The sequence below is a fragment of the Pseudorhizobium flavum genome, from assembly GCF_044142885.1.
GTDB classification, from domain to species: Bacteria; Pseudomonadota; Alphaproteobacteria; order Rhizobiales; family Rhizobiaceae; genus Neorhizobium; species Neorhizobium flavum.
Genome location: NZ_JBIOKZ010000007.1, coordinates 200389 through 216196 on the forward strand (window position 1 = coordinate 200389; position 15808 = coordinate 216196).

The following is a 15808-nucleotide window of genomic DNA, read 5'->3' on the forward strand; positions in this document are numbered from 1 at the left end:
AGGCAATGGGTTCAATCGGCCCCGCCATCATGCGGGAAGAATTTTTCTGACCCTCGACGGTCAAAATCGATTTACAATTGGTGCCGGGCAGAAAGGCTTGCAAGAGCGGCCCGGAAGTTTCATCGGCTGACGTTTCTATGATCCTCCAGCCCGCAAATCAAGCCTGTTCGGTTATTGTTCTCATTACATTTTGTTATGTATTACGTAACAACGCGCGGCGGAGGCCGCGCGTTGCTTGTCTGTCATAAAGTATACCTTAGCCGTTATTGCATGGCCGCGTCGGTGATCTCGGCGGTATAGGCGCCTTCAGGTTCCTTGGTGATGATCTTCTGGTCGAGAAGCGCCTTTGCGGTTCGCTCATAGACGGCCGGGTCAAGCTTGCCGGTGCCGTCGCCGATCAGCTTGGCGACCTCGCCCATCATGCGCTTCTGGTGGTTCTCGTCCTGGCCGCCGTTGTCCATGACGATCTCCGCAGCTTCGTCCGGGTTCTCCATGGCGTATTTCCAGCCCTTCATGGAGGCGCGGACGAACTTCACCATGTTTTCCTTGAATTCCGGATCGGCAAGCTTGTCCTCCAGAACGTATAGGCCATCCTCCAGCAGATCGTTGCCCATCTCCGTATAGTTGAAGACCACCAGGTCCTCCGGCTTGAAGCCGGCATCGATCGCCTGCCAGTACTCGTTATAGGTCATGACGGAGATGCAGTCCGCCTGCTTCTGGACGAGCGGCTGCACGTCGAAGCTCTGCTTCAGGACCGTCACCCCGTCCGGACCACCTTCGGTGGAGAGGCCGAGCTTGTTCATCCAGGCAAAGAACGGATACTCGTTGCCGAAGAACCAGACACCTAGCGTGTGTCCCTTGAAGTCGGCCTCGGTCTGGATCGGTCCGTCCTTCGGGCAAATCAGTTGCAGGCCGGATTTCTGGTAGGGCTGGGCGATGTTGACGAGCGGCACGCCCTTTTCGCGGGCGACCAGCGCGCCGCCCATCCAGGCGACGATGACGTCGGCACCGCCGCCGGCGATCACCTGTTCCGGTGCGATGTCGGGGCCGCCGGCCTTGATCTCGACGTCAAGGCCTTCCTCATCATAGAAGCCCTTGTCTTCGGCGACGTAGTAGCCAGCAAATTGCGACTGGGCCACCCACTTCAGTTGCAGGGTGATGTCGGCGGCCGAAGCCACCTGAACGGCTGCAAGCGACATCGCACTCGCCATCAATGCAACAAGGATATTTCTCATTGTTGTTATCCTTTCCCTCTGAGGTTTTGCCGCCCTCCGTCGTTGCGGAAGGCGGATGCGTCTAGCCACCACGGTTAGACGGATGCCAGAATGTCGTTGCTCGCTCCGCGAGCGCCACGACACCATAAAAGACCGATCCGATGACCGCCGCAACGGCGATTTCCGCCCAGACCATGTCGACATTCATGCGGCCGATCTCGGTCGAGATCCGGAAGCCCATGCCGACGATCGGCGTGCCGAAGAACTCCGCCACGATCGCGCCGATCAGCGCCAGGGTGGAGTTGATCTTGAGCGCATTGAAGATGAAGGGCATGGCGGCGGGCAGGCGCAGCTTGACGAGCGTCTGCCAGTATCCCGAGGCATAGGAACGCATGAGGTCGCGCTCCATGGAGCCGGAGGCGCCGAGCCCGGCCACCGTGTTCACCAGCATGGGGAAGAAGGTCATGACGATGACGACGGCGGCCTTCGACTGCCAGTCGAAACCGAACCACATGACCATGATCGGTGCCACGCCGATAATGGGAAGCGCCGACATGAGGTTCCCGATCGGCAGCAGGCCACGTCGCAGGAAGGAGATCCGGTCGGCGAGGATTGCGACCGCGAAGCCGGCGGCGCATCCGACCACGTAGCCGAACAGCACGGCCTTGAAGATGGTCTGTCGCACGTCCGCCGCGAGGATCGGCACAGAGCTGACGATCCGGTCCCAGATCGCCGACGGTGGAGGTAGCAGGATGAAGGGAACGCCGGCACCGCGGGTGATGGCTTCCCACAGAATGAGGACCCAGGCGCCGAAGATCGCCGGGATCAGCAGCCGCAGTGCCATCATGGTCTGCCGGCTGTACGGCCGGATTTCCGCCAGTTCCGAAATGCACCGCCAGCCGAGGAGCCAGCTTGCCGCGATCAGCAGGAAATAGGACAGGCGGGCATCGCCCTCGTTGCCGGAAATGCCGCCGATCAGCAGCCAGGCAGCGGTATGCGCCGTGACGAACAGGATCAATGCCCTTGCACCTCGGCTGATACGCATGAAGGAGGCGAGGGCGCCGACCGCGATCAGCAACAGGATGGGTATCGTCCCTCCGGCAGCGAATGGTGTCGATGCGCCGGTCGCGAGCAAGGGCAATCGCGCTACTGCGAGAAGACAGAGAAGAAGGGCAATGCTGCCCTGCCAGGAGCGGAGGAGGTAGGTCATGCCGGCCTCACTCCCATTCTCCGGTCGATCAACCGGGCGCCGACCCCCACGATGGTGACGAGCATCGCCGCCAGCAGGGAGCCCGCGATCAAGGCGGCCCACATGTCGATCGTCTGACTGTAATAGGAACCGGCGAGCAGCTTCGAGCCGATGCCGGCGGCGGCACCCGTCGGAAGCTCGGCGACGATCGCGCCGACGAGGCTGGCGGCAACCGCGACCTTCATGGAGGTGAAAAGGAAGGGCATGGAGGCGGGCACCCGAAGCTTCCAGAAGGTCTGCCACCGGCTGGCATTATAGGTCCGCATCAGGTCGAGCTGGATGATGTCCGGCGAGCGGAGGCCCTTCACCATGCCGACGGCCACCGGGAAGAACGACAGGTAGGTGGAGATCAGCGCCTTCGGGATCAGACCGGTGACGTTGATTGCCGCCAGCACGACGACCACCATCGGGGCTATCGCAAGGATCGGCACTGTCTGAGAAGCGATGATCCACGGCATCAGGCTGCGGTCGAGCGCCTTCACATGCACGATGCCGACCGCGATCAGGACGCCGAGCAGCGTTCCGAAGGCGAACCCCGCGAGCGTTGATGATAGCGTTATCCACGAATGGTAGACGAGGCTTCGGTTGCTGGTCACCTTGCGCAGGAAGGTATTCTCGAAGACATTCTGCGCCACCTGGTGCGGCGCCGGTACTATCGGCTTCGGCTGCGACAGCGTCTTGACGATGAATTCCATGGTCGTGGAGGTGACGTCGCCGCGCCGGTCCAGATCGCGCTGGAAAGGCGCGTTCATCCAGACCGCAGCTGCGTACCAGATCACGATGATGGTCGCGACGATGGTCAGAACGGGGCCGACGCGGGAGGCGAACGTCTCACTCCTCATAGCTGTGCCCCGCCCTCAGTCCCTCCCGCACGCGATGGGCGATCTCCAGGAATTCCGGCGTCTCGCGGATTTCCAGGGGCCGTTCACGCGGCAGGGTCGAGTGGATCACGTCGGTCACCCGGCCGGGCCGCGGCGACATGACGACGATCTTGGTGGAGAGGTAGACCGCCTCCGGGATCGAGTGGGTGACGAAGCAGATGGTCTTTTCCGTTGCCGCCCAGAGCTTAAGGAGCTGTTCGTTCAAGTGGTCGCGGACGATCTCGTCGAGGGCCCCGAAAGGTTCGTCCATCAGCAGCAGGTCGGCGTCGAAGGCGAGCGCGCGGGCGATGGAGGCACGCTGCTGCATGCCACCCGACAGCTGCCACGGGTATTTCTTCCCGAAACCGGAGAGGTTGACGAGGTCGAGCGTGCGGCGGACGCGCTCCTGCTGCTCCGTCTTTCCATGACCCATGATCTCGAGCGGCAGGGCGACGTTCTTCTCGATCGTCCGCCAGGGGTAGAGCGCTGGGGCCTGAAAAACATAGCCGTAGCAACGCGACTTGCGGGCCTCCTCCGGCGTCATGCCGTTGATGGTGATCTCTCCCGCCGTATTCTTCTCAAGGTCGGCGATGACCCGTAGAAAGGTGGTCTTGCCACAGCCGGAGGGGCCGATGAAGGAGACGAAATCTCCCTTTTCCACCTCCAGGTCGACGTCGGAAAGCGCGTGCACCGGCCCGTCACTGGTCTGGAAGGTGAGGCCGAGTTTCCTGGCGGATACGACGGAGGCGGGAGAAGCATTCATGGGATGCGGCCAGTCATGAGTTCTGTGGATGCGAAAACGCGAGTGCGTGTTATGATTGCAGGCGAGAGGGCGCCTGGCGATGCCGGCTGCCGGTCAAGGGAGGAAGTCCATGGACGCGTCATCGAAGCCCACCTGCCGGATCGTGAAGCCGGGCTCCACCTATGACGGCAAGCAGGGGCTCAGCTACTTCGAAGGCATTGCGGCGGAGACAGTCGGATCGACAGGCATCTGCATGCACCTCCTGACCATTCCGCCGGGCGGGCGCGCCAAGGCGCATCTGCACCAGAGCCACGAGACGGCGATCTACATGCTCTCCGGCTCGGCGCACACCTGGTACGGCGACCGGCTGGAGCACCACGTCGTCGTCCATGCCGGCGAACTCTTCTACATCCCCGCCGGCGTGCCGCATCTGCCCGCTAATCTCTCCAACACCCCCTGCACGGCGATCATCGCCCGGACAGATCCCAACGAGCAGGAGAGCGTTGTGCTCCTCCCGGAACTGGATGGGCTGGTGGAGATTTGAGGCTATCTGCATAGTGCCAGCGGCCCCCACTGCGAACCGTCATCGATGTTGAGGACGTAGCTCTCCGGTTCCACCATCTCGATCTCGATCTCAAACGGCGCCAGATCCTCGGTCCATCCTTCTTCCTCGCATTGTGCCGTGACGTCGAAGCCTTTGTCGCTTCTGGGCCTGACGTCGAGGAACCTGCAATGGGCAACGGCCGTAGTGACGGCGTCTTTCGTCAGTAGAAAAAAGTCATCCGAGCCGGAGCTTTCGCCGCGAAGCGCATAGGCGCAACTTTCAACGTTGCCGTAGCTTCCGGTGATCGGTAGCTCTGCGGCCACTGCCGATCCGCCAAGAAGGACGCAGGCCCCAGCGATGGTGATCGGACGGCGAGTGGGGGAGGTCATCTCACACCCCGCTCGCCGGAATGCCCGTGCGCTCCACCTTGCGCGGCGACGTCAGTTCCTTCCAGGTCGAGAGCGCCTTGTTGACCGCCTGGAAGGGCTCGCGCTTGACGAACTTGCCATGGCCTTCCTGTGTCTTGACCGTGCTCTCCTCGATGGCCACCACACCGCGTGTCAGGGTGTAGCGCGGCAGGCCGGTAACCTCTTTGCCTTCGAAGACGTTGTAATCGATCGCGGATTGCTGGGTCTTCGCGGAGATCGTCTTCGAGCGCTTCGGGTCCCAGACGACGATATCGGCATCGGCGCCGACGAGGATGGCGCCCTTGCGCGGATAGACATTGAGGATCTTGGCGATGTTCGTGGACGTCACCGCGACGAATTCATTCATGGTGATGCGGCCGGTCGCGACGCCATAGGTCCAGAGCATCGGCATGCGATCCTCCAGCCCGCCGGTGCCGTTCGGGATCTTGCGGAAGTCGCCGATGCCGGTGCGCTTCTGGTCTGTGGTGAAGGCGCAATGATCGGTCGCCACGACCTGCAGCGAGCCCGAAGCAAGGCCTGCCCAGAGACTGTCCTGGTGCTGCTTGTTGCGGAAGGGCGGGCTCATGACGCGGCGGGCCGCATGGTCCCAGTCCTTGTCGAAATATTCGCTCTCGTCGAGCGTCAGGTGCTGGATCAGCGGCTCGCCGTAGACGCGCATGCCGTTCTGCCGGGCCCGACGGATCGCCTCGTGCGACTGCTCGCAGGAGGTATGGACGACATAGAGCGGAACGCCGGCCATGTCGGCAATGATGATGGCACGGTTGGTTGCCTCGCCCTCGACCGAAGCCGGGCGCGAGTAGGCGTGCGCCTCCGGCCCGTCATTGCCCTCATCCATCAGCTTCTGCTGCATGGCGGCGACGACGTCGCCGTTCTCGGCATGGACGAGGGGCAGGGCGCCGAGTTCGGCACAGCGCTGGAAGGAGGCGAACATCTCGTCGTCGTTCACCATCAGTGCGCCCTTGTAGGCCATGAAGTGCTTGAAGGTGTTGATGCCGTGGTTCAGCACCACCGCCTTCATCTCGTTGAAGACCTGTTCGCCCCACCAGGTGACCGACATGTGGAAGGAATAGTCGCAATTGGCGCGGGTCGACTTGTTGTCCCAGCGCTTCAGCGCATCAAGCAGGGACTGGCCCGGGTCAGGCAGGCAGAAGTCGACGACCATCGTCGTGCCGCCGGCAAGCGCCGCCCGCGTGCCGCTCTCGAAATCGTCGGCCGAGTAGGTGCCCATGAAGGGCATTTCGAGGTGGACATGGGGATCGATGCCGCCCGGCATGACATAGCAGCCCGTCGCGTCCAGAACCTCGTCGCCGAACAGGCTGAGGCCGATCTCGACGATCTTGCCCCCGTCGATCTTGACGTCGGCCTTGTAGGTCAGGTCGGCGGTGACGATGGTTCCGCCCTTGATCACTGTGCTCATGGTCCCGTTCCCTCTGGTTTTTTCTTGGGGGACCACCGGCCGCATCGGGCCGGAGGCCCTATGCTATCGTCGTCTTCGTCGTCTGCTGTGGTTGTCTTCTCGCTCAGACCTCGACGAGGTCGAGGCGCTTCTCAATTCGGGTAAGGCGCTCATCCACATGATCCAAGCGCTTCGAAAGGCTTGCGTACTGCGCGGTGAGGCCCCCCACCTAATACTCGACCAGTCCCAGCCGTTCCTTGGTCTCAAGGTGATATTGGGTGTGCAGCGCGAGCGTTTCCTGGATCCGCTTGAGCGTTTCAAAGATAAGCCCGTTCGTAACCTTGTCGGACATCGCGTCATCCTTCCACGATGCGAATATAGAGAAGCGCCGTTCACTCGACAATCTCCGCGGTTTCCAGCACCGCGTGGAACAGCACGTCCGCGCCGGCGCTCGCCCATTCCTTCGAGATTTCCTCCGCCTCGTTGTGCGACAGGCCGCCGACGCAGGGGCACATGATCATCGTGGCCGGTGCCACCTTGGCGGCCCAGCATGCGTCGTGGCCCGCACCGGAGATGAGATCCATGTGGCTGTAGCCGAGCTTCTCCGCCGCTTCCCGGACGCGACCAACGAGAACCGGATCGAAGGTTATCGGATCAAAATGTCCGACGGCCTCGACCGAACAGCCGACGCCGAGCTTGTCGCAGATCTCGGCCGCCTGCTTCTCGATCTTCGCGCGCATCCGGTCGAGCTTCTCCTGGCTCGGGGTGCGGATGTCGACCGTGAAGACGACCTTACCCGGCAGCACATTTCGCGAGTTCGGCGAGAAGAACATCTGCCCGACACCGCCGACGGCGCCCGGCTGCTCGGCCATCGCCACGTCCTGCACCATTTCGAGGATGCGGCTCATGGCAAGCCCGGCGTTGACGCGCATGTTCATTGGCGTGGAGCCCGTATGAGCCTCCCGGCCGGTCAGCGTGAACTCCAGCCACCAGAGTCCCTGGCAGTGGGTGACGACGCCGATCTGCTTGTTCTCGGCCTCAAGGATCGGACCCTGCTCGATATGATATTCGAAATAGGCGTGCATCTTGCGCGCGCCGACCTCTTCCTCGCCGACCCAGCCGATGCGCTTCAGTTCGTCGCCGAACGTCTTGCCGTCCGGATCCTTGCGCGCATAGGCATAGTCGAGGTCATGGATACCGGCAAAGACGCCGGAGGCGAGCATGGCGGGCGCGAAGCGTGCGCCTTCCTCGTTCGTCCAGTTGGTGACGACGATCGGATGCTTGGTCCTGATGCCGAGGTCGTTGAGCGTGCGAACGACCTCAAGGCCGGAGAGCACGCCGAGGACTCCGTCATACTTGCCGCCGGTCGGCTGCGTATCGAGGTGCGAGCCGATATAGACCGGTAGGGCGTCGGGATCGGTGCCGGCGCGGGTCATGAACATGGTGCCCATCTGGTCGACACCCATGGTCAATCCGGCGTCGTTGCACCACGCCTTGAACAGCTTGCGTCCCTCGGCATCCGCGTCCGTCAACGTCTGGCGATTGTTGCCGCCGGCAATGCCGGGGCCGATCTTCGCCATTTCCATGAGCGAATCCCACAACCTGTCGCCATTGATACGCAGGTTCTCGCCGGGTGCTGCCACCATCAGCTACATCCTCACCTGTTTTGGACCGCCCTTGCGGCCTATTCTGTTCCCGCCGGTTCTTTATTTCCTGCCCCGTCGACAGTGAAACTCAGCATTGCCTTTGTTGGACTTGTCGCTGATAATTTGACCGGTTGGTAAAAACATACAATTTCCGCGCCGCCACTCAAGACGAAAAATCGCGAATCTCACCGATGGGTGAAAAGGTGATGTGCGTCGGGACGTGGGGATCGTGGCGGGGGATCGTGGCGGGACTGGGGGCAGCGAGAGCATGGCAGTACCGAGGGCGGCGAAGACGCAGCGGCGGACGCGGATCCAGGAGGAAAAGGAGGAGCGAATCCTGGACGCCGCACTGGAGGTATTCTCCTCGAATGGCTTCCGCGGTGCCACCATAGACCAGATCGCCGAAGCGGCCGGAATGTCGAAGCCGAACCTCCTCTATTACTTCCGCACGAAGGAAGCGATCTATCGGACGCTCCTGGAGAGCATGCTGTTCACCTGGCTGGAGCCGCTGAAGGCGCTGGACGCGGAAGGCGATCCGGAGGCGGAAATCCGGTCCTATATCCGCCGCAAGCTCGAGATGTCGCGGGATTTCCCGCGCGAGAGCCGGCTCTTTGCAAACGAGATGCTGCAGGGCGCTCCCCATATCGAAGACGATCTCACCGGGCCGCTCAAGGCGCTGGTCGACGAGAAGGCGGAGGTGATCCGAAGCTGGATCAAGAACGGCAAGATTGCGCGCTGCGATCCCTATCACCTGATCTTCGCGATATGGGCGACGACGCAGCACTATGCCGATTTCGATGTCCAGGTGCGTGCCGTTCTAGGCGAAAGCCGCGCGGGCGAGGGGCGTTTCGAGGACGCGGCGCGGTTCCTGGAACAGCTGTTCTTCGAAGGGCTTCGCCCGAAGAAGGCTTGAACAGGGACGGTGTTCAAAGCTCCGTTCGGCGCAGCAGATAGTCCAGGCCGCCGACCCGGAACCAGCGATAGGCATGGGCCTCCAGCAGCAGGCGGTGGCGTCCCTTGCCGTCCGCCTCGCTGCTTTCGCTATCGGCAATATCGATCAGCAGCTTGCCGTGCTCGCCACAGCCGACGTCGAGATGGATTTCCACCGGCTCCGGCTTCAGGTTGTGGACGATCAGGACGGAATTGTTGCGCCAGTCGTAACGTATGGCGAGGACACCCGGCTTTACGGGATCAAGGACGGTATAGTCACCCCAGCCGATCTCCGGCGCCTCCTTGCGCATGCGGATCAGCCGCTCCATCCAGTTGAGAAGGGATTCCGGATCGCGCCGCTGCTCCGCGACGTTGATGTGCTCGAAGCCGAAAGGTCCCTTGGAGATCACCGGCAGTACCGGCTTGTCGCTTGTGGTGAAGCCGCCCTGGGGTTCGTCAGACCATTGCATCGGTGTCCGCGCGCAGTTGCGCTCCGGCAGGTCCAGGTCGTCGCCCATGCCGATCTCGTCGCCATAGCGGATGACGGGCGTTCCCGGCAGCGAGAACATCAGGCTGTAGGCAAGCTCCAGACGGCGCTGGTCGCCGCCCAGCATCGGCGCGAGCCGCCGGCGTATGCCGCGGTCGTAGAGTTGCATGTGCTTCTCGGGCCCGAAGGCCGCAAAGACCGCCTGCCGCTGATCCTCGCTCAGACGCCCGAGATCGAGTTCGTCGTGGTTGCGCAGGAACATGCCGAACTGCGCAGTGTGCGGCTTCTCGCGCGTTTGCTCCAGGGCGGCGACCATCGGTTCCGTGTCGCCACTCGCCAGCGCATAGAACAGCGACTGGTTGACCGGAAAGTTGAACATCATCTGGATGCGGTCGCCATCGTCGCCGAAGTACTTGATGTTGTCCTTCGGCAGTATGTTCGCTTCCCCGAGGATGATCGAATCCCCCTTCCGCCACTGCAGAAACTCGCGGAAGGTACGCAGCATTTCGAACTGCTCCTTCGGCTTCTTGATGTCCGCACCCTTCTCGGCGATCACGAAGGGGACAGCGTCCATGCGAAAGCCGCAGACGCCGAGCTGGATCCAGAAGCCCATGATCTTGAGGATCTCCGCCTGGACGTGCGGATTGGCGGTATTCAGGTCCGGCTGGAACTCGTAGAACCGGTGGAAGTAGTATTCGCCCGCCTTCTCGTCATAGGTCCATGTGCTTTCCTGGACGCCGGGAAAGATCATTCCCTCGTCGGCATTTGCCGGCTTCTTCTTCGACCACAGGTACCAGTCGCGATAGGGCGAATCCGGATCGCTACGGGCCGACTGGAACCAGGGATGCTGGTCGGAGGTGTGGTTGACGACGAGATCGATCAGTACCCGGATGCCGCGCTGCTTGCAGCCATGGGTGAAGTCGACGAAATCACCCAGCGTACCGTAGCGCGGGTCGATGTTGTAGTAATCTGCAACATCGTAGCCGTCATCCTTCCCGGGAGAGACCTGGAACGGCATCAGCCAGATCGCATTGACGCCAAGTCCCGCGAGGTAGTCAAGCCGGCGCGACAGTCCCTCGAAATCCCCGACGCCGTCGCCGTTGGAATCCATGAAGGTCTCGACCGACAGGCAGTAGATGACGGCGTTCTTGTACCAGAGGTCGCTGATCACGATTGCTCTCCTTGAGGCAGACCTCGTGGCAATGTGGAGCAGGGGAGGTTTGTTCCCGTCTGTTCGGAAGCCACTTGCCTGGGGGCACAAACGCAAACGGCCCGAAGCGGTGCTCCGGGCCGTGGTTTGCTGATCTTCCGCGGAATCAGGCTGCGTTGCGCATCCGGCGGCCTGCAATGGCCGGCTGGTGCTGGCCTTCGAGCCGGAAGTTCGCCAGCATCGACTGCAGTTGCGCGCTCTCCTGCGCCAATGTTGCGCTGGCGGCCGTCGTCTCTTCCACCATGGCTGCGTTCTTCTGCGTCATCTGATCCATGTGGTTGACCGAGGAGTTGATCTCCGCAAGGGCGGTCGCCTGTTCGCGGGCGGCGGTGGCGATCGACTCGACGTGGCCATTCACGCGGTTGACGAGGTTCTCGATCTCCAAGAGTGCATCGCCCGTGGAGCGGACGAGCGAGACGCCGCCTTCCACTTCCGATGCCGAAGCGGTGATAAGGGTCTTAATCTCCTTGGCGGCATTGGCGGAGCGCTGTGCCAGTTCGCGGACCTCCTGGGCGACGACGGCAAAGCCTCGACCGGCTTCACCCGCACGGGCCGCCTCCACGCCGGCGTTGAGAGCCAGGAGGTTCGTCTGGAAGGCGATCTCGTCGATCACGGTGATGATCTGGCTGATCCTGTTGGAGGAATCCTCGATGCGTCCCATGGCATCGACGGCGCTGCGAACGATCTCGCCGGACTTGGCCGCACTCTGGCGCGTCTCGTAGACCATGTCGCGGGCTTCGTTTGCCCGCGAGGAGGCAGCGCGCACGGTCGCGGTGATTTCGTCGAGCGCCGCCGCCGTTTCCTCCAGCGCCGCCGCCTGCTGCTCCGTGCGCTTGGAAAGGTCGGTTGCGGCAGAGCTGAGCTCCGCGGAGTTGTCGTTGATCGTCGTTGCAGCCCCGCGGACGTTGTTCATGGTCCCCCGCAAGGTCACCATGGTGGCGTTCACATTGGCCTGCAGTTCGGCGAAGGCGCCGTGGAAGGTGCCATTCATGCTCTGCGTCAGGTCGGCATCGGCGAGTGCGGCGATCACGCGGCGGACCTCCGTGACGGCGCTGTCGACGCTGGCAACGAGCTGGTTGACGCTGCCGGCGAAGCGGTTGAGATCCTCGTTCTGGTAGTCCTTGCTGATGCGGCCGGAGAAGTCGCCGGCGACGGCGGAGGCCACGACGGCGGCAATGCTGGACTGCAGGTCGCTGCTGCGCTCGTGAAGCGCCGCTTCCTGTGCCTTCAGTTCCTGCATGGCAAGCGCATTGTTGCGGAAGACATCGACGGCGCGTGCCATCTCGCCGATCTCGTCCTTGCGCTCGGCATCGATCGTCGTGCCCTGCAGGTCCCCTTGGGCAAGGCGGCTCATCGCCTGCGTCAACGAGCGGATGGGCAAGACGATCCCCTTGCGCGCCACTAGGATACTGAAACCCGCGCCGACCGCGATGGAGAGGACGGCGGCCACTGCAGCGAGCATCATTGCGGTGGTGGAGGAGGAGACCGCTTCGAGGCGTTCCTTTGCCAGCGCTTCGCCGGAATAGGTGCTGTAGACCTTGACCGTGTCCGTCACCACCTTCTGTCCGGCCAGTGCCTTAGCAAGCGCCGAGCCAATCGCTGCTGTGTCGCCCGGGTTGGCTTCTGCGGTCGCGACCATGGAGCGGATTTCGTTGAAGTAATTGTCCAGCGCCGCGCGGATCGTCTTCAGCTGTTCCTTTTCGGCCGCGTCGGCGGTCGATTCGATCTTCGGGAGCCGCGCGAGCATTTCGGCTGTCCGCTTGTCGGTTTCAGCCCGGAAGTCCGCGGCCTTCTCCGGCGCGGCTGCCAGCTGGTAGGTCATGCGGCTGATGGCGATGATGTCGACCCGCAGGTCCATGGCCTCACGGGCGACTTCCTCCTTAGCGCCCACGGCAATCAGATCCCGCTGCAGCCCGTAGAGGCCGCTGCCGGATACGGTGGCGATGATCAGGGACGAAATCCCCATGACGACGACAAGAAGACCAATCTTCTTGGAAATGCTTAGGTCCTTGAAAAACATGGCGTGATCCTGCACAGGCGTTGACGCGCGAAGCCTGCCGGCGGGATTGGAGCCTGCCGCAGAGTTCAGCCAACGGATGTCAGGTTTGGCCTAAGCCTTGGTTAAAACCGGGAGGACATGCTTCGCACTGCAACAACCTTGGGCGGCATGGCCGTGTGCTGCTGCCTGTTCCGGCGCGACGAGCAGGAGAGGCCGCGGCGACAAGCCGCGAACCTCTCCCGTCGCGGGAGGTTCTATTCCGCGGCCACCGGGGCGGCCATCGGGTTGTTCGGATGCATCGTCCAGTTGGCGTAGGTGGGTTCGACCACCTTGCCGGTGCGCTGGTCCAGCTCGCCCGCCGCCAGCGGCTCCATCGTGATGCAGTTCTCGACCGGACAGACGTTGACGCAGAGGTTGCAGCCGACGCACTCGTCCTCCATCACCTCGAAATGGCGGATGCCGTCCACCTGAGAGGTGATTGCCTGGTGGGACGTGTCCTCACAGGCAATGTGGCAGCGCCCGCACTTGATGCAGAGCTCCTGGTCGATATGGGCCTTTGCCACGTAGTTGAGGTTGAGGTAGCGCCAGTCGGTGACGTTGCTGACGGCGCGGCCGCAGATGTCGTCGAGGGTCCGGTGGCCCTTGGCATCCATCCAGTCGGAGAGACCGGTGATCATCTCCTGCACGATCTTGAAGCCGTAGGTCATTGCTGCCGTGCAGACCTGCACATTGCCCGCCCCGAGCGCCAGGAATTCCGCCGCGTCGCGCCAGGTCGTCACTCCACCGATGCCGGAGATCGGCAGGCCGTAAGTCTCCGGGTCGCGGGCGATCTCAGCCACCATGTTGAGCGCGATCGGCTTCACCGCCGGGCCGCAATAGCCGCCGTGGCTGCCTCGCCCGTCGATGGTCGGAACCGGGGCGAAGTTGTCGAGGTCGACCGAGACGATCGACGAGATGGTATTGATCAGCGACACGGCATCCGTGCCGCCCGCCTTCGCAGCGCGGGCAGGGTAGCGGATGTCGGTGATGTTCGGCGTCAGCTTGGTGATCACCGGCATGCGGGTGTACTGCTTGCACCAGCGCACCACCATCTCGATGTATTCCGGGACCTGCCCGACCGCGGAACCCATGCCGCGTTCCGACATGCCGTGCGGACAGCCGAAGTTGAGCTCGATGCCGTCCACCTCTGTTTCCTCGACGAGCGGCAGGATCGCCTTCCAGGCCTCCTCCTCGCAGGGCACCATGATGGAGGCGACGATCGCCCGGTCCGGCCAGTTCTTCTTGACCTCCTTCATCTCGCGCAGGTTCACGTAGAGGTCGCGGTCGGTGATCAGCTCGATGTTGTTCAGTCCGAGAAGGCGCCGGTCGGCACCCCAGATAGCGCCGTAGCGGGGGCCGTTTACGTTGACGACCGGCGGGCCTTCGGCGCCCAGCGTCTTCCAGACGACGCCACCCCAGCCGGCCTTGAAGGCGCGCTCGACGTTATAGGCCTTGTCGGACGGCGGAGCCGACGCCAGCCAGAAGGGGTTGGGCGACTTGATGCCGACAAAGTTGTTGCGGATGTCTGCCATGGTTCTTCCTCCCCTCAGGCGACCGCTACAGCCGGACGGGCGGCGGCAGCGAAGGCTCGGTTGATGCTCTCTGCCGCATCGCGCCCCTGCGCGGTTGCGGACACCGTGAGGTCTTCTCCGTGACCGGTGCAGTCGCCGCCGGCCCAGACACCGTCGATCGAGGTGCGGCCTTCGACGTCAACGGCGATCTTGCCGCCTTCCATCCGCAGCGCACCCAGCGTCGCGCCGACAAAGGTCTGGCCGATCGCCTTCATCACCTGGTCGGCCGCGATGACGCCGGTCTCCCCGGTGCCGACGAGCCGGCCGTCGCGGATCGCCGTATATTCCACCTCGATACCGGCCACCTGGCCGTCCTTGCCGATGATGCGCTTCGGTGCCAGCCAGTGACGGATGATGACGCCGTTGGCGGTGGCGAGATCCTGCTCGTAGCCGGAGGCGTTCATGTTCTCCTTGCCGCGGCGGTAGCAGATCGTCACCTCTTCGGCGCCGAGCAGCTTTGCCTGGATCGCGGCGTCGATCGCCGTCATGCCGCCGCCGAGGACGACGACCCTGCGGCCGATCGGAACCTGTGCCTTGTCAGTGGCCTGGCGCAGTGCCGCGATGAAGTCGACCGCATCCTCCACGCCCGCGAGATCCTCGCCCTCGATGCCGAGGCCGTTGACGCCGGCAAGGCCCATGCCGAGGAAGACGGCGTCGAAATTGCTCGTCAGTTCCCCCAGGGTGAAGTCACGCCCGAGCATCTGCCCCGTTCGGATCTCGATCCCGCCGATCGCGGTGATATACTCTACCTCGCGCTGGGCGAAGTTCTCGGTCGCCTTGTAGGTGGCGATCCCGTACTCGTTGAGGCCGCCGGCCTTCTCACGCGCGTCGAAGATTACGACGTCGTGGCCATGCATGGAAAGCCGGTGGGCGCAGGCAAGGCCTGCAGGGCCGGCACCGACCACCGCCACCCGTCGCCCGCTCGGGGCAGCGCGGTGGTAGAACTGGCGGTTCATCTCCATCGCGATGTCGGTTGAGTAGCGCTGCAGCTTGCCGATCTCGACCGGCCGATCCTCTGCGGTATTGCGCACGCAGGCCTGTTCGCACAGCGTTTCGGTGGGACAGACGCGGGCGCACATGCCGCCGAGGATGTTCTGGTCGAAGATGGTCTTGGCGGAGCCGAGGGGGTTGCCGGTCGATATCTGCCGGATGAACAGCGGGATATCGATGGCGGTGGGACAGGCCGTCATGCACGGCGCGTCGTAGCAGAAGTAGCAGCGGTCGGCTGCGACCAGCGCCTCATGCTTGTCGAGGCGCGGGTGGAGGTCGGAAAAATTGGATGCGTATTCGTCGGGCGACAGGCGGCCAGCCTGTATCCCGCTTCCCAGTCGTTCCATCTGAGTTCCCTCTTTTATGGCTTTATGGACAACTATTGGAAGCAGGCTACCACAGGCCGAATTTTTATCAAACGGTAAATAAATCGGCGGGAGCGAGCAGTTCTATAACTTGACGACTGTTATCAACTTTAATCTTGCCTGTGATTATCAAGTTAA

General features: G+C 62.9%; 14 protein-coding genes. 2 read left to right on the forward strand and 12 right to left on the reverse strand.

Annotated elements, in window-relative coordinates; all coding sequences use genetic code 11:
• Positions 1-263: 263 nt before the first annotated feature.
• From ACEPP2_RS15120 to ACEPP2_RS15135, 4 genes are all read right to left on the reverse strand, one after another.
• Positions 264-1235, reverse strand: a complete 972-nt coding sequence (locus ACEPP2_RS15120) for an ABC transporter substrate-binding protein (RefSeq protein ID WP_152337850.1) — start codon at positions 1233-1235, stop codon at positions 264-266.
• Positions 1236-1296: 61 nt separating this feature from the next.
• Positions 1297-2424: an ABC transporter permease gene (locus tag ACEPP2_RS15125; protein ID WP_395517057.1), complete on the reverse strand. Its 1128-nt coding sequence runs from the start codon at positions 2422-2424 to the stop codon at positions 1297-1299.
• Positions 2421-3305: an ABC transporter permease gene (locus tag ACEPP2_RS15130; protein WP_077549474.1), complete on the reverse strand. Its 885-nt coding sequence runs from the start codon at positions 3303-3305 to the stop codon at positions 2421-2423. The genes ACEPP2_RS15125 and ACEPP2_RS15130 overlap by 4 nt, the downstream gene beginning before the upstream one ends.
• A complete protein-coding gene (locus tag ACEPP2_RS15135; RefSeq protein ID WP_077549473.1) occupies positions 3295-4086 on the reverse strand; it encodes an ABC transporter ATP-binding protein in 792 nt (263 codons plus the stop codon). The genes ACEPP2_RS15130 and ACEPP2_RS15135 overlap by 11 nt, the downstream gene beginning before the upstream one ends.
• 109 nt (positions 4087-4195) lie before the next feature.
• Here ACEPP2_RS15135 and ACEPP2_RS15140 point away from each other — a divergent pair, with 109 nt between their 5' ends.
• Positions 4196-4609: a cupin domain-containing protein gene (locus ACEPP2_RS15140; protein ID WP_077549472.1), complete on the forward strand. Its 414-nt coding sequence runs from the start codon at positions 4196-4198 to the stop codon at positions 4607-4609.
• 2 nt (positions 4610-4611) lie between these two features.
• On the opposite strand, the gene ACEPP2_RS15145 is transcribed toward ACEPP2_RS15140, so the two are convergent.
• From ACEPP2_RS15145 to ACEPP2_RS15160, 4 genes are all read right to left on the reverse strand, one after another.
• Complete coding sequence (locus ACEPP2_RS15145; protein ID WP_281976658.1) at positions 4612-4998, reverse strand: hypothetical protein; 387 nt, start codon at positions 4996-4998, stop codon at positions 4612-4614.
• Position 4999: 1 nt separating this feature from the next.
• Positions 5000-6454 (reverse strand): dihydropyrimidinase, encoded by a 1455-nt coding sequence (gene hydA / locus ACEPP2_RS15150; RefSeq protein WP_395517058.1) that lies wholly within the window; start codon positions 6452-6454, stop codon positions 5000-5002.
• Between the two features lie 208 nt (positions 6455-6662).
• A complete protein-coding gene (locus ACEPP2_RS15155) occupies positions 6663-6785 on the reverse strand; it encodes a hypothetical protein (RefSeq protein ID WP_395517059.1) in 123 nt (40 codons plus the stop codon).
• Between the two features lie 40 nt (positions 6786-6825).
• Positions 6826-8079, reverse strand: coding sequence for a Zn-dependent hydrolase (locus tag ACEPP2_RS15160; protein ID WP_395517060.1), 1254 nt, complete (start codon positions 8077-8079; stop codon positions 6826-6828).
• A gap of 268 nt (positions 8080-8347) precedes the next feature.
• On the opposite strand from ACEPP2_RS15160, the gene rutR reads away from it, so the two are divergent.
• Positions 8348-8992 carry an HTH-type transcriptional regulator RutR gene (rutR, locus tag ACEPP2_RS15165; protein WP_152337843.1) on the forward strand — a complete coding sequence of 215 codons (645 nt, stop codon included), beginning with the start codon at positions 8348-8350 and terminating at the stop codon, positions 8990-8992.
• Between the two features lie 13 nt (positions 8993-9005).
• Here rutR and ACEPP2_RS15170 read toward each other — a convergent pair whose 3' ends face one another.
• The 4 genes from ACEPP2_RS15170 to ACEPP2_RS15185 form a co-directional block, all read right to left on the reverse strand.
• Complete coding sequence (locus ACEPP2_RS15170) at positions 9006-10667, reverse strand: alpha-amylase family protein (RefSeq protein ID WP_395517061.1); 1662 nt, start codon at positions 10665-10667, stop codon at positions 9006-9008.
• A 145-nt stretch (positions 10668-10812) separates the two neighbouring features.
• Positions 10813-12726, reverse strand: coding sequence for a HAMP domain-containing methyl-accepting chemotaxis protein (locus tag ACEPP2_RS15175; RefSeq protein ID WP_395517062.1), 1914 nt, complete (start codon positions 12724-12726; stop codon positions 10813-10815).
• A 233-nt stretch (positions 12727-12959) separates the two neighbouring features.
• Complete coding sequence (gene preA / locus ACEPP2_RS15180; RefSeq protein ID WP_077549464.1) at positions 12960-14276, reverse strand: NAD-dependent dihydropyrimidine dehydrogenase subunit PreA; 1317 nt, start codon at positions 14274-14276, stop codon at positions 12960-12962.
• Between the two features lie 14 nt (positions 14277-14290).
• On the reverse strand, positions 14291-15652 hold the full coding sequence (locus ACEPP2_RS15185) for an NAD(P)-dependent oxidoreductase (protein WP_395517063.1): 1362 nt from the start codon (positions 15650-15652) through the stop codon (positions 14291-14293).
• Positions 15653-15808 lie beyond the last annotated feature (156 nt).